The organism is Blautia sp. LMAG:89 (genome assembly GCF_008679485.1).
Classification (GTDB): Bacteria; Bacillota; Clostridia; order Lachnospirales; family Lachnospiraceae; genus Blautia_A; species Blautia_A fusiformis.
Map to the genome: position 1 here is coordinate 100,171 of NZ_NANC01000005.1, position 21,926 is coordinate 122,096.

The 21,926-nt window shown below is 44.2% G+C and carries 15 protein-coding genes and 2 pseudogenes; all 17 read right to left on the reverse strand.

Annotated features, from left to right (window positions below; translation table 11 throughout):
* Positions 1 to 62 precede the first annotated feature (62 nt).
* On the reverse strand, positions 63 to 1,283 hold the full coding sequence (locus CCC70_RS09575) for a Fic family protein (protein ID WP_278604053.1): 1,221 nt from the start codon (positions 1,281 to 1,283) through the stop codon (positions 63 to 65).
* Positions 1,284 to 1,454: 171 nt separating this feature from the next.
* On the reverse strand, positions 1,455 to 3,044 hold the full coding sequence (locus CCC70_RS09580; protein WP_278604049.1) for a pilin N-terminal domain-containing protein: 1,590 nt from the start codon (positions 3,042 to 3,044) through the stop codon (positions 1,455 to 1,457).
* Complete coding sequence (locus CCC70_RS09585) at positions 3,034 to 3,951, reverse strand: class C sortase (protein WP_118608770.1); 918 nt, start codon at positions 3,949 to 3,951, stop codon at positions 3,034 to 3,036. The genes CCC70_RS09580 and CCC70_RS09585 overlap by 11 nt, the downstream gene beginning before the upstream one ends.
* Before the next feature lie 3 nt (positions 3,952 to 3,954).
* A complete protein-coding gene (locus tag CCC70_RS09590; RefSeq protein ID WP_278604048.1) occupies positions 3,955 to 4,815 on the reverse strand; it encodes a class C sortase in 861 nt (286 codons plus the stop codon).
* A 141-nt stretch (positions 4,816 to 4,956) separates the two neighbouring features.
* A complete protein-coding gene (locus tag CCC70_RS09595; RefSeq protein ID WP_287084738.1) occupies positions 4,957 to 6,450 on the reverse strand; it encodes a SpaH/EbpB family LPXTG-anchored major pilin in 1,494 nt (497 codons plus the stop codon).
* A gap of 68 nt (positions 6,451 to 6,518) precedes the next feature.
* Positions 6,519 to 11,912 carry a SpaA isopeptide-forming pilin-related protein gene (locus CCC70_RS09600; RefSeq protein WP_287084739.1) on the reverse strand — a complete coding sequence of 1,798 codons (5,394 nt, stop codon included), beginning with the start codon at positions 11,910 to 11,912 and terminating at the stop codon, positions 6,519 to 6,521.
* Between the two features lie 792 nt (positions 11,913 to 12,704).
* On the reverse strand, positions 12,705 to 13,628 hold the full coding sequence (locus CCC70_RS09605) for a helix-turn-helix domain-containing protein (protein ID WP_287084675.1): 924 nt from the start codon (positions 13,626 to 13,628) through the stop codon (positions 12,705 to 12,707).
* A 1,150-nt stretch (positions 13,629 to 14,778) separates the two neighbouring features.
* Positions 14,779 to 16,071 (reverse strand): UDP-N-acetylglucosamine 1-carboxyvinyltransferase, encoded by a 1,293-nt coding sequence (locus CCC70_RS09610; protein ID WP_092073580.1) that lies wholly within the window; start codon positions 16,069 to 16,071, stop codon positions 14,779 to 14,781.
* A 200-nt stretch (positions 16,072 to 16,271) separates the two neighbouring features.
* Positions 16,272 to 16,784 (reverse strand): shikimate kinase, encoded by a 513-nt coding sequence (locus tag CCC70_RS09615; protein ID WP_044961515.1) that lies wholly within the window; start codon positions 16,782 to 16,784, stop codon positions 16,272 to 16,274.
* A gap of 254 nt (positions 16,785 to 17,038) precedes the next feature.
* Positions 17,039 to 17,625: pseudogene (locus CCC70_RS09620) on the reverse strand (flavin reductase family protein); the annotation flags it as partial.
* A gap of 13 nt (positions 17,626 to 17,638) precedes the next feature.
* Positions 17,639 to 19,313 (reverse strand): annotated as a pseudogene (locus CCC70_RS16725) (putative manganese-dependent inorganic diphosphatase).
* Between the two features lie 28 nt (positions 19,314 to 19,341).
* Positions 19,342 to 19,467 carry a hypothetical protein gene (locus CCC70_RS09630; RefSeq protein WP_287084742.1) on the reverse strand — a complete coding sequence of 42 codons (126 nt, stop codon included), beginning with the start codon at positions 19,465 to 19,467 and terminating at the stop codon, positions 19,342 to 19,344.
* Positions 19,468 to 19,469: 2 nt separating this feature from the next.
* The gene (locus CCC70_RS09635; RefSeq protein WP_287084743.1) at positions 19,470 to 19,820 is read right to left on the reverse strand and encodes a S1 RNA-binding domain-containing protein; all 351 of its coding nucleotides are present in this window, start codon (positions 19,818 to 19,820) and stop codon (positions 19,470 to 19,472) included.
* Between the two features lie 37 nt (positions 19,821 to 19,857).
* Positions 19,858 to 20,019 (reverse strand): hypothetical protein, encoded by a 162-nt coding sequence (locus tag CCC70_RS09640; RefSeq protein WP_287084745.1) that lies wholly within the window; start codon positions 20,017 to 20,019, stop codon positions 19,858 to 19,860.
* A gap of 373 nt (positions 20,020 to 20,392) precedes the next feature.
* The gene (locus tag CCC70_RS09645; protein WP_287084746.1) at positions 20,393 to 20,623 is read right to left on the reverse strand and encodes a hypothetical protein; all 231 of its coding nucleotides are present in this window, start codon (positions 20,621 to 20,623) and stop codon (positions 20,393 to 20,395) included.
* A 503-nt stretch (positions 20,624 to 21,126) separates the two neighbouring features.
* Positions 21,127 to 21,381 carry a hypothetical protein gene (locus CCC70_RS09650; RefSeq protein ID WP_287084747.1) on the reverse strand — a complete coding sequence of 85 codons (255 nt, stop codon included), beginning with the start codon at positions 21,379 to 21,381 and terminating at the stop codon, positions 21,127 to 21,129.
* Positions 21,378 to 21,647 (reverse strand): hypothetical protein, encoded by a 270-nt coding sequence (locus CCC70_RS09655; RefSeq protein WP_287084748.1) that lies wholly within the window; start codon positions 21,645 to 21,647, stop codon positions 21,378 to 21,380. Before CCC70_RS09655 ends, CCC70_RS09650 begins: the two co-directional genes overlap by 4 nt.
* Positions 21,648 to 21,926: the final 279 nt, after the last annotated feature.

Here is a 21,926-nt window from a genome sequence, read left to right on the forward strand (position 1 = left end):
ACATACAATATACTTATCATACCAAAATGTCAAGAGCAATTTTTGATAAAAAATATCACCCGTTACTTTTTGAACCGGTATTTTCCCTTTCCATAGCCAGGGACTGTTCCAATAACATCTGCATGTACCAATTTGGAAAGAAACTTTGAAGCACCGGAATCCTTCAGTCCGATCAGTTCTTTAACCACAGTCTTATTAAAAATCCTGTCATACCCGACCACCTCAAACAATCTGAGAATATGCCCTGTAGTTTTTGCAGAAAAAGCTATCCCCTTTTCCAAAAAAAGCTTCTCTATCTCTGCATTCGGACCGCCCATATATCCGCTTTCACATCCAACCTCTGCTTTTCCATCTCCAATATCTACTTTTCCATCCTCAATATCTACTTTTTCATCCCCAATATCTACTTTCTCATCCCCAATATCCACTTTTTCATCCTCAATATCCACTTTTCCAGTATTCAGTACTCCACTGATATGCAGATTTCGATTATGAAGCTCATTTCTCTCGCCCAAAAGCAGATTTCTCAGAAAAGCTTCCAGATATTCTGTTGTCTCATAGATCCCTTTCTGCAGATTCGTATAATTGGCACGAACAAGCGCATTTCGGAAATACCATGCATTCTCCGCAAAAATATCATTAGTTGCCGTAAAACCAAGCATTCGCAGATACTTGATAAAAAATACTGCCGTGGTTCTCGTATTTCCCTCTTCAAAAATATGGATCTGCCACAATCTTGAAATAAAAACAGCAAGATGATGAATGATCTCCTCCATGGAAAGCCCCTTATAGCTGAACGCCTTCTCCTGAGAAAAATCATATTCCAGCGTGGCTATCAGTTCTGAAGCACTGCCATACATAACCGTTGCACCATCCAGCACCCATTCCTTTTTCGTAATATTATAATCTCTGATCTTCCCTGCATGACTGTAAATCCCCATAAAAAGCTTTCTGTGGATTGAAATATATTCATTAGGTGAAAATGAAAATGCTGTCTCAGAAAGCAGTCCTGCGATCCGCGAAGATACCTTATCTGCTTCCTCCGTCCGTTCCTCATCAGAAAAATGTGCCGGACGTTCTTCATAGTAACTGTTGATAAGCTCCTGCGCTTCTCTCATTGTGATCTTACCTTCGATATTCTGAATAGCAGTATCGATCAGATATTCCGATGTTTTAAGACCATCAACAGCCTGAAGACCGATTGCAGTACTCCACGCATACCCCTTATTTGCCTTATCCGGTTCCGATTCTTTCAGATACTCTTCAAACGGGTCCCTTTTCATATCATCCACCTCTCTTACATTATCACTCACTATCAGTTCTGCGATTTGCATAAAAAAAATTATTAACCATTATAACATTTTACAGTCCCAACAGAACGTAAATATTCCAAAAAAAGAACCGGGCATCCACATCGCCCGGTTCTTCCATCGATCATCCTTCAGAACGATCCGTTATTTATTTTTCTTCTTTCTCTTAACTCCATAAGCTGCACCACCGCCAACAATGATCGCTGCTGCAAGGATTCCAACCCATACGCCGATCGGTGTATCATCGCCGGTCTTTACAGAACGTCTTGCTGTACCGCTGGTATCGTTCGGAGCAGTTCCGCCCGCTGTGCCGTTATTCGGGATCGGAGTGATCCGATCATTTCCACCATGAGTTGCTCCAGGTGTAGCAGTCGGAATCGGTGTCGGCTCGGAAGAAAGACTGTTGGTGATCTCCTTTGTTACAGTATATCGGTTATCATTATTCAGTGTAACCTCACCCTGACCGGTAACTGTATACTTAAAGGTATCATCATCAACCGGATTTCCATCCTTATCCGTCTCCAGAACAGTATAAGTAACACTGTTGATCTCCTGATCTGTTGGAAGCTCCATTGTTACCTGAACACTACCATTCTGTTTCAGAGTCACTACCTTCTCAAGCGTCAGCTCACCGTTACTCTCAGTGGAGAACACACCTGCATAGAACGTATCATCCACAGAAGAAGCAACACCATCGATCATCACATTCTTCTTAATGTTGATATATCCGTTACGGCTAAATACATCGGAAATCTTTGTATAATAGTTATTTACATAAGCCGCAGCCTCAGTAACACCACTATCTCCACCGATCACAACCTGATTGGACTTCTCTTCACTCTCACCATTCGGCTTCGTTACATTGTAGTAGTAAAGATTCTCTTCATCCACCTTGATCTTCGTATTCTGCTGAAGAGGATTTCCATCCTCATCCAGCTCAAATACATAATAGGTGCCATCCGGAACATCCGTCCATGTAGCTGTACCACTGGAAGCATTCTGGATATGGATATCCTGTAAATAATCATCACGGAACGGGATCGTACCTTCCTGATCCGAAAAAACGCCAACCTTATAAGTTACATCCTCCTTCGTTTCCAGAGGAATCACATTGTCGTTCTCATCAACATTATAGATCCTCTTCGTAACCTGGATCTGTGTATGCTTCTGCGGATTACTTACAGACTTCGGATAAGCCTGTACATCGTACATCCAGCCCTGCTCCTGATCTGCAAAAGGAACGGAGATCAGCATCGGTGAAACCATAACACTGCTGTTTCCATCTGTCTGCACCACCAGATACATACCCTCAACCAGATCAGCGAAAGTCATATTCCCCTCTGCATCAGAGGACTTGGACATACCCCACACATCCACGTTTCCGCTGACGATCATAGCCGCCAGCTTCTCTGCCGCTTCATACCAGCCGTCAGCCGTTGTGATGGAATCAAAATCGATTGCTGCGGCAGCCAGTGCCTCATCCAGCACGAAATGCACATTGCCATCAAAATTCACACTGCCAACCTTGTAGATCGTCAACCCTACATCCGGCAGCGGAGTCTGGTTTCCCTCCTCATCCGCCTGCTGAACCGTCAACGTCAGATTACCTGTTTTTCCAGCTTCATAATCCCCGGCGAAAACCGGCTGCAAAACACTCGTGACCAGCATAGCCGTCAGCATCAGAACAGCCAGAAGGCTCCGGAATATTTTCCCTTGCTTTCTTCTATTTTTCATCGCTCTCTGCCTCCTCTTTCCTTTCTGAAAGCTGCTTCTTTTTCCGTTTTTTGTCCCTATGACGGACGATCAGATAAATCAGCAGGATCAGAACAACAAGCACTGCAGCGCCGCCGGCCAGAACCCTCTTCGGATCCACAACAGCAAGCTTCTGCGGTATCGTTTCGTCATTCTTTGTATCTTCCACCACATATTTCGTCCGCACTCCCCGGACAAGAAGCCTGTGGGTGTTAACTCCATAAGGGGTACACGTGATCAGAGTCACATGATCTTCACCCTCGATAATATCCAGGTCACTGGTCTCATCCGGAAGCACCGTCTTGATCTGATCCACCTTGTAGGCCAGATGCTTGCCAAGAATATGCAGGATAAAAATATCTCCCTTTTCCATCTGATCCAGATCTGTAAAAAGCTTTGCGTTAGGAAGACCTCGATGCGCCGCCAGAACCGCATGGGTGCTCTTGCCTCCAATGGGAAGGCTGGTACCCTCCACATGACCGACACCCTTTTCTAGGACCGTTTTGCTCAGTCCGTGATAAATCGCCAGTCTGGCTTTGATCTTCGGGATCTCGATACTCCCCATCAGACCATCACCGTTCGGATCCAGAACCCTGTCATAAGGATGACTCAGCTCATAAGTATCCTCTTCCTCAAAAGCATCTACAATGGCATTCACCGGATGCTCGGCATTATACTCCTTCGCCTCTTTCCACAGCCTGTCATAGTCGTTGTCCGAAAGCTCTGTTACCGCTTCCTCGTACTTACTGACCAGCTGGGCATTTCGATACTGGTTCCACATATCACTGATCGTGGGATAAAGGAACACACCCGCCCCCGCCAGAAACACCAGGGCAATAATGATGTTCAGGACAACATTACTCTTTTTCTTTTTTTTCTTTTTAGCCATAAACTATTTCCTGCGTCGTTTTTTGTTCTGAACAGAATTGATACCGGCAACCAGGATTACCGCGATCACAATTCCGATCACAACACAGAGAACAAGCATCGGAAGCGTCGGATTGGTGATTCCGGTAACCTTCTTCTCTGCTTTCTGAACCGCCTTCGCAGCCTTCATCGGAACTCTGTGTCCCCTCACCAGAAGTCTGTGCGTATTCACCGCATAAGGCGTACACGTAACCAGCGTTACATAATCATCCCCATCCGTGATACCCAGAGACTCTGTCTGCTCCGGAAGAACGGTAAGAATCTGATCCACCTCGTAGGCAAGCGTCTTACCCAGCACATGCAGGTAAAAAACATCTCCCTCTTCCACAAGATTCAGATCTGTAAAAAGTTTCGCACTTGGAAGTCCTCTGTGTGCCGACAAAATACAATGAGTACTCTTGCCGCCAACCGGAAGACTGCTGCCGAACAAATGACCGGCACCCTTCTCCAGAGACTCATCTGTCGTGTAATGATAGATTGGAATGCTCACATCGATCACAGGAATCTCCACATACCCCATCATTCCATCACCATTCAGGTTCAGAAGAGACTCATATGTACTGTCCGTCTGGCCATCCCTCACGGAAAAAGCATCCGGCACACTTTCCTGCTTGATCTGTTCGTTATACTCCTGAGCTGCCTTCCACATACTGTCAATCTTCTCCGAATTATCATTCGAAGAAACACTGCTGCTATAATTACTGATCAGCAGGCTGTCCCTGTACCGGTTCCAGGCATCACTGACCATTGGATACAGCAGTATGGACAACCCTATCAGAAACAGCAAACCAAGTCCAATATAATTTTTCTTCTTATTCTTTCTCATAGGTTTCTCCATACTGTTGTATTTACCACTCCCGGCCCCCGAAAGGGCCGGGCGGTAAAAGATTTACTACTTTATTTTAATACTTGCTTTGTCGTTGCTTATAAATAATTTTTGAATTGAATCGATCCGGCAATCAAACGATTACTCCTCAGATCCTTTTCTGCGGCTGATGAAGAAAGCACCAGCAGCGCCAGCCATAACTACAACACCGATGATAGTGAAGAGGTATGTTCCCATGCCACCTGTGGATGGAAGGGAGTTGAGTTTTGTATCGCTCATAGTAGCTGTACCAGTACGATTTTCTGCTGTCTGATTTGTTCCCCATGTTGCTACAGAATCTGTTGTATTAACAGAATATCCCTCTGGAGCTTTAATCTCTTTGAAATTATAAGTATAGGAATCATCCAGACCTCTTACAACTGCTTCACCATTTTTATCAGTCATAATTAAGTTAGCATCTTTTTTTGCATCCTCAAGATCGTTTGTCCAACCTGTAACTACATATTCATTATTTTCTGTTTTCATCTTGTCTTTAGTAACCAATGCATAATTCGTTTTTGTGCCATCTACTCTGTAAATAACAAATCCTGCATTTGCAAGTCTTACCGCTTCTTTACTATCATCAGTTTTTGTCATTGTGATTTTTCCAGTATACAGAGTGTTGGTTTTTGGTGTAAAATCATGTGTTCCATCATTTGGTTTAACAGAGTTGTTTACAACTTCAGATTTAACAATAGCATTGTAAGTAATTACTACCTCTGCGTTAGCATTAGTTCTTACTCTTGCTACATCACTTAAATCTAAAACAAACTGCTTCTTTCCATCAACTGTTGTAGTAACATTTACTTTATAGGTAGTTTCATTACCAGAACCAATTTTTACCTTTACATCTAATGTTTTATTATCGTCGTTAAGGTTATAATCAGCTCCCTGAATTGTATCAGTAATTGTATATGTTACATCTGCAACATCATCTGCAATATATGGAACATTTGTTGTTACTGTATAGGTAACATTTTTACCAATTTCTACAACGCCATCCTCGTCTTTGGCTTCCTTATCAATTTTAATAGTTGTTCTTTTTGCATTTACCGTTACACCTACTAAACTTGTCGGCTCTGTAGTATATGTTCCAAAAGATACAAATGCTGCCATTGGACTATATACATAATTCTTATGATCAGTTGTTGTTGCTTTAATTGCATAAACACCTGCCTTAGTAGCTGTAATAACATTTGCTGCAACATTTTCACTTGTATAAGAGCTTGCTAATTCTTTCTCTACAAATCCCATTGCTGCCTGAAAATCAGCTACATCTGCTTTAACTGTTCCTTCCGGAACTGAAGCATTTTCATTTGCATATTTAATTAATTTCCAAAGGATCTGCTGATCAGTTAAATTCTTCCAATCAGATACTTTCTTAAATGAAGCCTCTGCGCCATTACTAAATTTCCAACCAGTTTCTGTTGTCTGATCTGGTTCAATAATCTGTACATTTGTTATTGTTGCATGCTCATCCAGATTATTAACTGTAATTTTTGCAGGCTCTACTGCTGCGAATGCTGTAGATGCCATTGCCAGTACCATAACTGCTGCCACTAACAACGCACCAATCTTCTTGAATAAATTTTTCATAAGGTTTGCTCCTTTCTTTCTCTGCATTTTTCTTTTTCGCCCTTCATCGGCCATTTACAATTAATGTGTTACGATCTCTTTGCTTCTTCCTCCCTTCGTTTATTATTTATAAACAACAGGAGTGCAGTTGCAAGAATCGCTACACCACTGATTGTAAATCCATAGGTTCCCGGACCACCGGATTCTGGTAAGGAATATACCTTTGCGTTAGTAATCTGATAATAAATTGTATTATTATCTTGTCTTGATTTTACACTCTTACCATTATAAGTTACCGTTACTGTTCTGTCATTTGCCACTACAATATTCCACGGTTTTGCAGATACCATATAACCTGCTGGTGCTTCTGTTTCAATCAATACATACTGCCCAATTGGAAGATTCTCTATAGAAATCGCTCCATGCTGACCTGACGTATAAGAACGAATTGCTTTGTCTGTTTTTTCGCCATTTGCATCTACTTTATATAAATCAAATTTAGCACCAGACAATTTTGTATCGGCTGTCTGACTATCAACCTTCTCAAGATTAATATTCACAACTGTTTTCTTATTTGTAAATTTGGCAATTCCAATCTGTCCATTAATTTTGTCTGTATTTCCATTTTTGAGAACTTCATTATTACCAGTATCTGTTCCCATGGTAAACGTAATATCTGTAGCCTTCTGCTGTTGATTTTTTGCAATTGCACTGTGGCAGTTTGTTCTATCATCTGTTGCAATCTCCTGCAATTCATAATGAACATCTGTGCCAAGAGATTCTACAACCTTATAATCACCTCTGGACAACTCACTTAATTTTGTATTACCAGATTCAAGTTTTGCATTGACTCCCTTTGCAAGCTTAAATACCGCTGTTGCTGTTACTGTTGGATCGTCTTTTTTAATCGTTGCAGTTGCAGTTGCAACTGTTTGATTATTTCCATCTGTAATTGTGAAATTAAATGTTTCGTCCTTCTCAGCCGCTCCGTCCAGTTCTTTAATAATCTGAATATTACCGGCTACTACATTTACTACATAATTACCAGTTGCTTTCAGATTTGAATTAACCGGTGTTCCACCCTTTTCTGCATCTGGCTGCTGAACTTTTGTTCCAGACAATATATTTTTTCTCTCATCTTGAGAATATGGATGATACGTTACTACAAGTTCATACTTCTCTACTGCAGTTCCTACTGTTGTCGTTTTATGTGGCTTCATGTTTTCACCTGGTGTTTCTGATACCTTATACGTATAGGTAAAATATCCTACCGCATCCGTAGTACCAGGATAAATATATTCATATGGATATTTTCCATCTGAACTCTTTTTGTCACCAAGTATTATTGTAGCATTTCTAAGCAATTCGTCTTTCTGATCAGATGACAATGTTGGGAAGGCTGCTGACTCGCCATCTATTGGATTAACACCAGTAATTGTAGTTGTCGTTCCATCCAGTTCTTTAACCTTTAATGTCTTGGCAAGCTCATCCTTATATCCTGTCGGATCAATTTGGTCACCTTTGAAAACAGTTGTTTCATCATTTCCAATATCCAGACTTAAAAGTTTAACATTTACAGATGGCTGTGGTAAAATTGCCTCTCCATATCCTGTTGTAATCTTAGAATCTGGGTATACATTAGTTGAAATACTATTTCCACCAATAAATTCTTCCTTGGCCTTTACTGTAATGGTTTTATTCCATTTCCCATCTGCAATATTGGGGATTGTCTGATCTGTCCATTTTACAACCTGATTTCCTGCTGAATCAACGGAAAGGATTCCTCCATTACCTAATTGAATTGGTTTTCTACTATCTTCAGCAGCTTTAATCATCTCATTTGTTATCGGATTTCCTTTGTCTCCTACAATTACAAATCTAGGATCAATTACGTCCTTAATTTCAGCACCGGAAATCTCAACCTTTTGTGTAATTGTTTGCTGAATCTTTTCAAAGATGACTTTCAGTTCATCTATAGAACTTGCTTCAAATGCACAACCTTCAGAAGCAATTTTGCTAGACAACCATCCTTTTGTAGTATCATTTAATTTAAGTCCTATTGTAAATACTTTAATTCCCGCTTTTTTTAATTTCTCTGCTTCGGCTTCTGATTTCTTCTTATCGTCATCATATGACGGATCACCATCCGTAAATAAGATTACATATCGTGAAACATCTTCCTGTTTTGTCGTTAACTGATTAGCGGCAATCTTTAATCCTTCCTGTGGTGAAGTTCCACCTGCAGCATATATACTATCTGTAGTTTTAATTAAAGAATCTTTTGAACTTCCAACTTCAGTTAATTCCTGTTTCAGATCTCCTGAAGAATTAAATGTTGCTAAACCAATCCGACTTTTCGGAGAAGACGTTGCCGTTGAAGCAATAAAAGCATTAGCTGCTTCTTTTAAACCATTTAGCCCACTGTCCAGAGTATAAATTTTAGTAGTACTATCAGACGGTACCTTGCTCCACCGAGATTGATCATAATATATCCACTGATCCAGATCATTCAAATATATCATTGGATATTGCGCATTCCCATAGCTGCCATAATGATATATTCCATTTCCATAATAATATATTTTAGATGTATCCAATGATGGAGATATATCTTTAAATTTTCCAACTAGTTTAAAACCACCCTTATCGGAGGACACGAAGTACCCAGTGTTGTATAACATGCTTCCACTAGTATCGAATACCATCATAATATCCGCAACTGGGTCTTTTTCTACTATTGTACCACTGGTCACCTTAGAATCAGCCGTAATGTTGATATCATAAGTTCTCTTATCCCAGTCGTTTACAGTTGCAGTCTTACTGTAATCCATACTGGATTCAATAATCTCCTGCTGTGTATAATTCATGATATGATACGACGAATCTGGATCTTTTTCTATCATTGTCTTGCCATCTGCTTTATAAAGAGTTGCCACTGCTTTTTTATCATCAGATGACGTAACCTTTACAATCCAAGATTCTTGTGATGCTTCATAGCCATTAGGTGCCATGGTTTCTGTTAAAGTATATGTTCCCTCTTTCAGGTTATTAAATGTAACACTACCCTTATCATCGGATGTTGTAATCGGGTATGTTTCGCCTCCATTATCATTTACCAGTTTGAACTTCGCACCGGAAATACCTTTGCCTTTAGAGTCAACCTTTGTAAGTGTAAGATCTGCAAGAGGAACATTTTCTACATTTACAAATCTTGCATCTGGAATTGTGAAATCCATCTTACAATTGGATTTAAAAGCACCTCGTTCCATATAAAGTACGGTAATCCTATGGGTTTTATTTTTTTCTTCATCTGTTGGTGCTCCTTTTCCTTCCTCGAATCCAAGGTTTCTCCATAAATCAGTAGAACATTCAATTGACTCATGAATACCACCAACATCAATTACTACTTTTCCATCCAGTAAAACCCATAAATCATCATCACCAGTAAAGGTATAATTCAATGGCCCTACATAATCTCCAAGCTTGAATTCTATATCATATCTCATTCCGAAATAGTATTTTCCACCTTGTGTCTGATCATATATAGGATTCTCTAAAGGAAAGAAGTTAGAACCATCCTCATTCCATTTAAAGGTATGACCTCCTGGCTGCTCTACTCCGGTCAGTTTGTAATTATTTCCTGTCTTGCTAAACAACAGCTTGTAGTTTGTATATTTTTCTTTACCTTCATGGTCACCTAAGTTATCATCTGTAAAAAATCCGGGTTGATCAACTTTCCATAAAACTTCCTTATAGTCATTAGATAGCCCTGTTACTAAACCGGTCGTAGCCCTATTATCATTTTCATAATAGATATTGGCATTTTTATTATTATTTCCGAGTGCATTATACTCTTTTAAACCGGTTTGTTCTTGAGTTCCCATAATCATCCTGTTATTTTCCTTACTATCTTTAGGATAATGTGAAGCATCATTAATGCCCCTCCCATTTACAGGACTTACCTGATAATCATAAAAAACCACATCTCCACTTTCAGGTGATTGCTTTGGAGTATAATAAATTTTTACAACTGTATCACTTGCAACTTGTACTTCATGGATATCAGATACTGGAGTTTCTTTTCCATCATCTTTTACAAATACAACCCCTTTTATCTCATAATTCTCTGTTGCTCTGTAATCAGGAATCTTTCCTCCAACTTCTATATGGCGTACTGTATCCGCATAAATTTTAATATTATCGCAATAATGCTGTAATGTAACCTTAACTTTGCTACTAAGACTGTTATTTACAATTACATAAGTAGAAAAATGCGTCGTCTCGAACTCAACATCACCATTCTTAGCAACGCTGCCATCCATATTTTCAACGTTATCATTCTCGTCTACGTGATATACATCCGCATCCTTGACCTTCTTCTCATCATTCAGAGATACAGATACCTTCACTGTAGCACCTGGCTGAACCTCTTCGCCGTCCACCAGGAATTTGATATCATAGGAGTGAATCTTCTCGATGGCTTTCTTTTCTTTGATCGCTTCTTCTGTGATCTGGTCTTCGGCTTCCTGGCTGAGCTCTACCGGTGTTACGGAAAGCTTTGCGTTGTCCGGAAGGTCTGCCGGATCAGTAAGAGTAACCTTGACATTGACCTCGTCACTCTTGTAATCATATCTGGTGATCTCAGGCTGAATTTCTTCTTCCTGCACATCCTCAGGCTCTTCTGCCTCATCACTGCTGTCAACAACCTGTGCCATATCACTTCTTATGTAAGCCTCGGTTCCTTCCCAGGAAACCTTGTACCAGGTTGCTCCGTCCTCTGCTGTTACGGTATCCAGAAGTGTGAGCTGTGTTCCTGCGTTTACAGTTGCCAGAACCTCTGCCTCGACAGATGGACTGACACGAAGATTCGTATCGTCTCCCAGAACCTCGATCAGGCTTGTCTCACCATTCTCATCTGCTGCCGGAACCTCATCCGGGCTCGCAATATCCTCTGCCGGTTCTTCCACCACATCCGGATCCTCTGCCGGCGCTTCGGTAGGTTCAGCATCCGGATTCTCCGCCGGAGCCTCAGAAGGCTCTGCATCAGGAGTTACCTCCGGATTCTCTGCTGCCGGTGTCTCAGCTGCATCCTGCTCAGGCTCGTCCGAAATATCCATTCCGTCCGTAAGCTCCTCTGATGCGATAGACACCTCGTCCCCATTACCGGAAACAGCTTCCGCCTCGACATCTGCTGTCTCAGGAGAATCCCACATAACGGCAAAAACAGCTGCGTTGCCAGTCTCAACCTGAAGTGTCTGGATCTGTTTGCCCTCGTTGACATTCAGAACCTTCAGATCCTCGTTGGCCTGTAAGGTGTTAACATCAGTATCACCGGTACTGCTGTTATAATGAAGCTTCTCAACGGTTACACTCGTGCTGGCTGCATCGGTAAGCTCCGGTGCTGCCGGTGTCTTGTACTCAAAAGTTACTCTGACTCTGCCGTTCGGCTCGACTCTGTTTCCGTCGCCATCAGCAAAATACACATCATACGCAAAAAAACCTCTCAGGCTGCTGCCCTTGTCTGTAGCTGTTGCTGAAAGCTTCTGAGAAACTGTATCATAAGATACGGATGAATTCTCGTTTACGCCGTCAGCCTTCAATGCTGTATTCTGCGGAAGAGCTCCGTCCTCCAGTGCCTCTGCTGTTACTTTAACAGAATCATTTTCATATGTAAGCGTCGATTGCTGCGCCTGTTCCGTTTCCTCCTGGTCAGCGCTGCTTACATCCGGTGTCGATTCTTCGGCCGCTGGTTCAGATGTAAATTCGCCATCTGTAAATATATCCTCCGTTCCATCTCCGAACGCTTCACTCGCGGAGATCGTATATGCACTCGGCATACAGGATACCATCAACGCCAAAGCCACCATAAATGCCAGGAGTTTTCTGATCTTATTATTCCTTAATTTTTTCATACCTTTCCCGCTTTCCTGTGTGTGCATTAACGTGTACTGTATTTCTTATTACTTTACTTCTGTTTATATTCCTTTCTCTTAAAAAAGCTTCATGTTTTTAGCCGGTGAGTAAACAGGTTACACCTTTACAATATTTTACCCTTATGTGATTGTAGTGTCAATATACCAGACATTTTTGGTAAGGATACTGACATTATCAGATGCTATCGAAAATCAGCCTTCAACTCCTCCTTCTTAACTTACTCGTTCACTGGTTCTTTTCGCCTGATTTTTCAATAAAATCTGACTATTCGTGGTATTTATTATACAACACTAATAGTTGTTTTGTAAGGCACTTTTTTTCATAAAAAAGTGCCTCTGTCACTATTTTAACATGAATTTCTTCAGCTCATCCCGCTTCTTGACATTCAGCTTGCAAAAGATATCCGTAAGGTAATGCTTGACAGTATTAATGGAAATCCCCAGATGCTCTCCTATCTCCTTATTGCTCCATCCCCCACTTGCCAGCATAGCAATAGAAAACTCCATCGTCGACAGCTCCCCCGTAACCTTTCTCCGGTTTTCCGGATTATGAAGCGCCATCCAGCCCCTGCTGAAAGAAATCACCCCTTTCGTGATACGCTGATACGCCTCCGGATCCCGATTCCGGATACAAGCCTCGACCAGCCCCCGCAAAAGCCCATGATGCTCAATAAAAGGCTCCAGAAACCCATCCATCTTCGCCAGCTCCCAGCTCCGGAGCATCTCCTCCTGCGCCTCCTGCTTATGCTTTCGGTTTATCGCACACACCGCCATCATACAGTGGATATACGTCATACTGATCGGATACGGCCTCTCCGCCATAAACAAAGCAGCCTTACCCATCCCATAAGCACTCCATATCTCCCCGTTAAGATAAGTATGGTGAGCCATCACATACGTGGCAAAAAGCCTCAGCCCCTCAGGAAGCATCCTGCTGTACTCCCCAAAAGCAGGCATCTCATCCGTAGGCAGATGAAGCAAAACCGCCCCCACATACCCCGCCAGAAGACAGGACGCATAAACATCCGCAGGAACCTTTTTCTTCATAGCCAGCTTCAAACAGGACTGGATTCCCTCCATCCCCCGCTTAGCCGCCGCCACATTCCCCAGCGTCAGATTAGAATACCCATACAAAATACACGCCGAAAGCTTCAGCTCAATAACCCTGCTGGACAGATACCCCCTCGTGATCTCACAACACTCCTCCGCCTGCCCCGTAAAATAAAAAAGCTCAGCCCGCGCAATATTCCTCAAATCCACATCCACAAACCCCTCAACAACCTCCCGAGCCCTCCCAGGCTCAAAAGACGAATTCAAAAGCGGCAAAACCATATAATCACACAAACAACCCACTCCCCTTCCAAAACCCAGGCAGCCCCCAAAAAGACCACCCTCAAAACCAGAACAACACAAACCTCCGAAGCCCTCACACAAACCACATCAGCATACATCCGAAGCTCATCACAAACCCCTCATCAACACACATCCGAAGCTCATCTCTCAAGTCACATCAGCGTACATCCGAAGCTCATCTCTCAAGCCACATCAGCACACATCCGAAGCTCATCTCTCAAGTCACATCAACACACATCCGAAGCTCTTCTCTCAAGCCACATCAGCATACATCCGAAGCTCTTCTCTCAAGTCCCACATCAGCACACATCCGAAGCTCTTCTCTCAAGTCCCACAAAACAGTCACCAAAACTCCGGATATCAATCAACCAGTCAATCAGTCAATCAGTCAACCAATCAGGCCAACCATCTTTTTCCATAATTATAATCCAAATACTCCAAAAATAAATTTAAATATTACACAAAAACACCACACCCTATCCAAAACAGCCTCTATCCCCAATCCCCTCACGACAACCCCCCAAAAAACTCACCCCACCCACATCCAGCGCAGCGCCGATGCCACACCACCTCCCAACACACCACAAAGAAACTCAGCCCCTGCAGCCATCCAGCGCAGCGCTGATGGCCCACCACCCTCCCGTCAGACCACCACACCTCACACCCCCAAAAAACAGAACGGACAGACTGCCAGCGGGACGGCTGCATGGTCGGGACCCGGTGCGTCGGAGTAAGCCGCTGGTCATACTTGGCGCCTGAGGCTTCTGACGGGAAGGTACTCTGCGGCCACAAGCCGCAGAGTAAGCCCCATCTGTCTGAGCCAGGTACGCATCAGCGTACATGGCGAGTTATGGGGCGCCCTGCACGGCAGAAGACTCAGACGCTTAGTATGACCCGGCGAAACGACCGCACCAGGCACGACCATGCAGCCGCCCCGCTGGCAGACTGTCCGTTCGTCCCTCCATTCGTCCCTCCCCCACACAAAAAAAGAGCCCCCAGGTCCAAACACCCAGGAACTCTCCCAAAACTCAAATATCCAATTATCATCAATCGTTATCAATCATCACCCAACACGCAGCCGAAACTTCTGAATCTCCTTCTCACTGGAAACCCTCTCAATCTCAGCCCCAAGACTCCTGAGCTTCTCCTCAAAATTCTCATACCCACGCTGGATATAAACAATATCATCAACAACCGTAACACCCTCAGCAGCCAGACCCGCAATAACAAGCGCAGCCCCCGCACGAAGATCCGGCGCACTCACACGCGCCCCCGTAAGCTTCCTCACACCATCAATAATAGCAGAGTTCCCCTCCACCTTAATATTGGCACCCATCCGGGAAAGCTCATCCGCATACTTAAACCGGTTCTCAAAAATACTCTCAGTAACAATACTCGTACCCTCAGCCAAAGCCAAAGTAACCGCGATCTGCGGCTGCATATCCGTAGGATAACCAGGATAAGGCAACGTCTTCACATGCGTACGATGAAGCACATGCGGAGCACGGACACGAACCGCATCATCAAACTCCTCAACCTCACACCCGATCTCCTCAAGCTTAGCCGTAGTAGCCTCAAGATGCTTAGGAATAACATTACGAACAGTAACATCACCACGAGTAGCCGCAGCAGCAAACATAAACGTACCAGCCTCGATCTGGTCCGGAATGATCGAATACTCCGTACGATGAAGCGTCTCAACACCACGGATACGGATCACATCCGTACCGGCACCCTTGATATTCGCCCCCATACTGTTCAGGAAATTCGCCACATCAACAACATGCGGCTCCCTCGCAGCATTCTCAATGATCGTACGACCAGTCGCCATAGAAGCAGCCATCATAATATTAATAGTAGCACCAACAGAAACCACATCCAGGAAAATATGGCTGCCATGCAGATTCTCCGCCTTGGCAACAATAGCACCATGACAGATATCAACATCCGCACCAAGAGCACGGAAACCCTTCAGATGCTGGTCGATCGGCCTGCTGCCGATATTACATCCACCCGGAAGCGGAACCTCCGCATGCTTATACTTACCAAGCAAAGCACCCAGAAGATAATAAGAAGCACGGATCTTCTTGATAAACTCATAATCCACGCTGAGATTGCCGATAGTAGAACCGTTGATCTTTACAGTAGACTTATCAATACGCTCAACCTGAGCCCCGATCTCGGAGATCGCCTCAAGCAGAACATTGATGTCCCTAACATCTGGCAGATTCTCGATCAATATAGTTTCATCAGTCATAATGGCTGCTGACAATATCGCAAGCGCCGCATTCTTCGCACCCGCAATATCCACTTCTCCAACCAGAGGATTGCCGCCTTTAATCACATACTGTTCCATAACACACCTCTATTATTTACTCCTCTATGAGCAGAAACTTTCTCTGAATTTACTGCAGGAACAAACGTTCCGCAATACCGTTTTTTTAGGTCAGTTGTATATTATAACACATATTTCAGATTTGTAAACAATTTATGACGAAAACCTGTCACAACCCATGACCCGAAACACTCCAGCAAACCGTTTCCACAAGCCAACAGTTACGCCTTATCTCCCCTGTTCTTCAGTGCCTCAAGCACAACCTGGAGACTCCCCTCCAGATCCTTATCCTCTTCATCCACCACAATGTCCGCATATTTCTCATACAAAGGAACACGCTCATCATAAAGACTCGCCAGCGTCTGCCCCTCCTTGAGCACAACACCACGCCCCTTAAGATTACCAAGACGCCTGGAAAGAAGCTCCAGCGAGATCTTAAGATACACCACAACACCCTCAGACTTCAGATGCTGCATAGCCTCATCGCAGTAAACCACACTTCCACCGGTAGCGATCACCGTATTCTCCACCTGGATCGAAGCATTCACACGATTCTCGATCGCCTTGAAGCCCTCTGTACCCTCATCCGCAATGATCTCACTCAGAGTCCTTTTCTCCGCCTTCTGGATCAGCAGATCAGAGTCAATAAACTGGTACCCAAGTACCTTCGCAAGAACGACACCGATGCTGCTCTTCCCCGCACCAGGCATCCCTATCAGTGTAATATTATTCATACTGTATCCTTTCATATTAGCATAACAGCTGCCAAACCTCAACAAACGTTACGGCTCCGCAGAACCTACCGTTTCTCTCTCCCTGCCTTTCCCAACGTCTTTAATTTCCCTGACATCCCTGGCTTTCCTGACATCTTCAACTTCCCTGACATCCCTGGCTTTCCTGACGTTTTCAACTTCCCCGCCATCCCTGGCTTCCCCGACGTCTTCAACTTCCCCGCCATCTCTGCCATCTCTGATTCCCTGTCTGATTTCTTATCCAACTTCTTCTGCATCTGCTTCTTCTTCTTTACGCTGTAGCCGAAGGTTCCCACCTTCCGGCCACCCGCCAGATACTCCCCATGGGAATAAACCAGAAGACCCGCATCATTGAGACGAAACCTGTTGTTTTTATCCATATAAGCTTCATCCGCATGGACCGCAAGCACATCAGCAAGAAACATATCATGAGACCCCAGCTCCTTCACCTCACGCACCCTGCACTCGATCGAAACCGGAGCCTCCCCGATCATCGGTGCAGAAACAAACTGCGCTTTCTCTTTCGTAAGGTTCAGCTTCCGGAACTTGTCCACATCACGTCCCGAACGGACCCCGCAGAAATCCGTTGCATACGCCAGCTTCTCCGTTGTCAGATTGATCACAAATTCACCCGTTTTCCGGATCATATCATAGGAATAACGGGAAGGTCGGACAGAAATATAAGCCATCGCCGGATTGGTACACACCGTACCCGTCCACGCAACCGTTATGATATTATCATGCCCCTCACCATCGGTAACACTCACCATTACAGCCGGCAGCGGATAGATCATGTTCCCGGCTTCCATAACTGTTTCGCCATTTTCCGTCACCTCTTACGCATAATCGCTGTTCATCAGCTGAGCAGCCTCCATCATAGCCGGGATCAGCTGCTTCTTTCTGGAAACCACACCCGGCAGACTGAAAGTATCTCCATCCGGTTTTCCGCTCAAAAGCGATCTCCGCCATCTGCTGGCTGCCCTCCCCGTAAAACAGAAGCTCTGTAGACTCCTCCAGGATATTCGTCAGCATAAAATAAACTCTCGTGATATCATGACGGCCACACTCACTCACCATAAACGGCATCAGCTTCTCCTTGATCTCCTTAAGCTCCTCGCTGTCCATGGAACTGATCTGACCCACACCAAAGGAAACATTACCCTCACCGATAAACTTCTTGTAATCCTGATAAAAAATCTCCTCCGGAGACTTATCCTTCAGATTACTTCCCGCAGAAAACATCTCTCGGGCAAACTCCTCGATCTTGATCCCCGCGATCAGCGCAAGAGCACTGGCAGCGATCTTATCCGTCTGCGTACAGGTCGGTGAACGGAACATCAATGTATCCGAAATAATAGCCGCACAGAGAAGCCCCGCGATCTTTTCCGGGATCTCCAGTCTCTGCTCTCCGTAGATCTCATAAAGGATCGTACCCGTACATCCCACCGGCTCATTACGAAAAGCAACCGGCGTCATGGTCTGCAAGGTACCCAGCTTATGATGATCGATGATCTCAAGGATCTCCGCCTTCTCGATATTATCAACAGCCTGATCCACCTCATTATGATCCACAAGAACCACTTTCTTTTTTATGCATATCCAGAAAATTACGTCTGGAGATCGTACCGATACACTTACCATGAGGATTTGATCACCGGGAAACGCCCTGTGACGGTTTTTGATCATAACATCTGGATATCATCCGTAAAATCCTCGGTATTAAACGTAACCATGTTATCCCGCTTCATAACAAAGCTGACCGGAATACTCTGGTTGATCAGACGCGCAATATTAAACGTATCATACGGAGACCGGATGATCACGATATTCTTCTCATGAGCAAGCTTTATAACCTTCTCGGAAACCACGATATTCAGCCCCACGATGATACAGCTGACATTCTGGCTGAATCGCCTGAAGATGATCCTCCTCACGGTCACCCATGATGATCATATCATCCTCCTCAACGTAGCCCTCCAGCATCTTCGGGTTGGCAGTACCGACAAGCACACGCCCCTTCACAAAATATCCGTGTCCGTTACCTTCCACCACTTCACCGCCAACAGTCTCGGCAATTCTCTGATACTGCGTCCTCGCATTGGAAAGAAGATAACTGTCTGTAGTATCCATATAGGTCTTTGCGATATCACCAATCGTCACAAGCCCCTCCAGACACCCATCCTTATCCCGGATCGGAAGAGAAACGATCCCGTTCTCCTGCATCAGATCCCAGGTATTCTTCAGCGACATATTCTTATCCGCCTGCGGACTGGTCCGAATATCCATATCCTTGACCTGAGTACCGATATTTCCCAGATAAGCCGGCGGCTGTACGCCAAAACGGTTCAGCACATACCTGGTCTCCTCATTGATCTGCCCCGCTCTCTTCGGGATATATTTTTTATTCTGCGTAGTTCTGTTTTTAATATCCGCATAAGCAATAGCCGAACAGATGGAATCCGTATCCGGATTCTTATGTCCGATTACAAATATTCTCTCCGGTTTTTTCATACACATCCATCCTTTTTCATCCAAATAATCATAATTTAATATTTGCAAACAAAGCACCCAGGGAAGTAGTAGCCTCCTCCCCCGACTCCGGAAGCTCAAAAGACTCCTCCTCAACCTCCTTAGCCATCAGATCCGATGCCTCTTTAATACTCAAGCTCAGCTTACCATCCTTGATCCGATAACCTTCACCTTAACCTTATCCCCAACACTCAAAACCTCAGAAGGCTTCCGGATCCTCTTCTCACAGATCTGAGAAATATGCACCAGCCCGGAAACCCCGTTCCCAAGCTCTACAAAAGCACCATACGGCTGCAAACTCTCAACCGTACCCTCCGTCACAAAGCCAACCTGGATATTGGAAATCTTATTCCGTTTCTCCACTTCAGCCCTCTCACGAAGAATCTCCCTCGCCGAAAGCACCAGCCTCTTCTTCGCCTTATCAACCTCGATCACCCGCACCTGGATCGGCTTATTCAGAAACACCTCAGTATCCTCAACAAACTCCAAAGCAAGCCTGGATGCCGGAATAAAACCACGGACACCCTCAACATAAGCAATGGACCCCGTTAACGATCCCCTTCACGACAACATCCAGAACCTCACCCGAATCCTGAAGCTCCTTCAGCCTGTCCCAGGCAAGCACATCCGCAGCATCCGCTCTGGAAAGAAGAATATTCCCCTGACCATCATCCCTGCGAAGAACCATCGCCTGAACCTCATCCCCGGCTGAACAGCCTCTTTAATATTAAACCCCGGCACCCGGAAAACTCCTCCACCGGAATAAAACCTCAGCATAAAACTTAAGGTCAAGAACAACCCCCGACTCATCCACACTCACAACAGTCCCTGAGATAATATCACCCTCATGATCCTCTTAAAAGAAGCTCCAGCTCCCTCTCAAATCCTTCATAGACTCGCCATATCCAGACCTCCCATTCAAACAAAAAACAAACCACCGCCGCCCCCAAAACAGCCGACAGCACTATAATCCTAATCATTATAGCATGCACACCCACCCGGCTATATTTTTGCACTGAATTTCTTACCCCCTTTATTTCTCTCCAACGCACAGAACAGACTCAGATCAGCCCATTTATCACAACCTTGATGCTTTCTTTATTTCTCTCCAAGATGCTTTCTTTGTTTCTCTCCAACGACAGACGGACTGCCGGAGGGCGCTGCATGGTCGGACCCGGTGCGTCGGAGTAAGCCCTGTCATACTTACGCCTGAGCTTCTGACGGAAGTACTCTGCGGCCACAACCGCAAGTAAAGCCCCATCTGTCTGAGCCAGGTACGCATCAGAGTACATGGCGAGTTATGGGCGCCCTGCACGGCAGAAACTCAGACGCTAGTATGCCCCGGCGAAACGACCGCACCAGGCACGACCATGCAGCCGCCCCTCCGGCAGTCCGTCCGTCCCTCCCTCCATCCATCCCCACCCACAAAAAAAGAGCCCAAAAAAGGCCCAAAAAACGAGGAGTGCCCGGTAGTGGCTTACCGGGGCGATTATTATGAAAAAAATTGTATGTGTAATGATACAGATACACACCATTACAGCGTCTTTCGTAACGTTCTTTCGAACTATCCCTATACTACCAGACAAATATGAACAAACAATGAACATCTCGTAAACAATTAGCGCATTTGCACAATTTTTTTCAAAACACCCTCCCCCAATTTATAAAAAACACCACATTCACAACAACAAAACCGAAAACCCTAAGCATTGTACATATTGTACATCTCAACCAAACAAACCAACAACAACCCCAACAAAAGAGCCACAACCCTCACCTCTAACTCAAACTCCATCTAAAACATCATCAAAAACACCAGCCAAGGAAACCAGCCATCACAAACCATCACCGCCGTGAAAGCATGCCCCTTAATAAACTCAATCGCCTTCTCAAAAATATTCTTCACATCAGACTTCGTAACACCCATATCCTTCAAAGTACTATAAGCATCACTCACATATCCCTTGATCTGATCATCACTCATCTCGATCCCACGGAACTTACTGATAATATTAACCAGCGAACTCTTATCATCCTCATTAAGACTCACCCCATAAATGATCCGGCAGCCTCATCGATCCCCTGAGAAATCTCATCATCCGTGATCTGGTTAGAATCAAAAAGCCCCTTCACATAAACAATGATATCCCCAACCTTATCCGGATCAGAAGCAAGAGACCCAACCTCATTATCCTTCAGGATCTCCTCCGCCTGACTCATAACAGAACCGGAATCAGACGCCATAACCATCATCGGAGATGTACATGAAATAACACCTGCAACAATCAAAGCTGTAACCTTGTTCAATCTTCTCATAATATTCAACCTCCATACGGGCACCAGCCCTTATCAAAAATTGCCTTTTACTATTTTTAACTATCTTTTACTGCCTTTTTATTACCTCATCATTACCTTTTCGACGCCCCTCAGTATACCACACACCCCCACCCCTCTGTAAAACCTCAATTTTCCCCATTCCCACCCACACCATTCAGACTTTATGTATATCACAAAAATATATTCACAATATTTTCATATTTTAAACAAACTTTCCTAACATCTCATCAGTAAAATAGAAGATGTAAATTTTTCATT

Bases quoted from the DNA above. Each gene is read 5' to 3' on its own strand.
- CCC70_RS09575 (WP_278604053.1), bottom strand. From the start codon at position 1,283: ATGAAAAGGGACCCGTTTGAAGAGTATCTGAAAGAATCGGAACCGGAT.
- CCC70_RS09580 (WP_278604049.1), bottom strand. From the start codon at position 3,044: ATGAAAAATAGAAGAAAGCAAGGGAAAATATTCCGGAGCCTTCTGGCT.
- CCC70_RS09585 (WP_118608770.1), bottom strand. From the start codon at position 3,951: ATGGCTAAAAAGAAAAAAAAGAAAAAGAGTAATGTTGTCCTGAACATC.
- CCC70_RS09590 (WP_278604048.1), bottom strand. From the start codon at position 4,815: ATGAGAAAGAATAAGAAGAAAAATTATATTGGACTTGGTTTGCTGTTT.
- CCC70_RS09595 (WP_287084738.1), bottom strand. From the start codon at position 6,450: ATGAAAAATTTATTCAAGAAGATTGGTGCGTTGTTAGTGGCAGCAGTT.
- CCC70_RS09610 (WP_092073580.1), bottom strand. From the start codon at position 16,071: ATGGAACAGTATGTGATTAAAGGCGGCAATCCTCTGGTTGGAGAAGTG.
- CCC70_RS09615 (WP_044961515.1), bottom strand. From the start codon at position 16,784: ATGAATAATATTACACTGATAGGGATGCCTGGTGCGGGGAAGAGCAGC.
- CCC70_RS09640 (WP_287084745.1), bottom strand. From the start codon at position 20,019: ATGGTTCTTCGCAGGGATGATGGTCAGGGGAATATTCTTCTTTCCAGA.
- CCC70_RS09645 (WP_287084746.1), bottom strand. From the start codon at position 20,623: ATGTACTCTGATGCGTACCTGGCTCAGACAGATGGGGCTTTACTTGCG.
- CCC70_RS09655 (WP_287084748.1), bottom strand. From the start codon at position 21,647: ATGAGAAGATTGAACAAGGTTACAGCTTTGATTGTTGCAGGTGTTATT.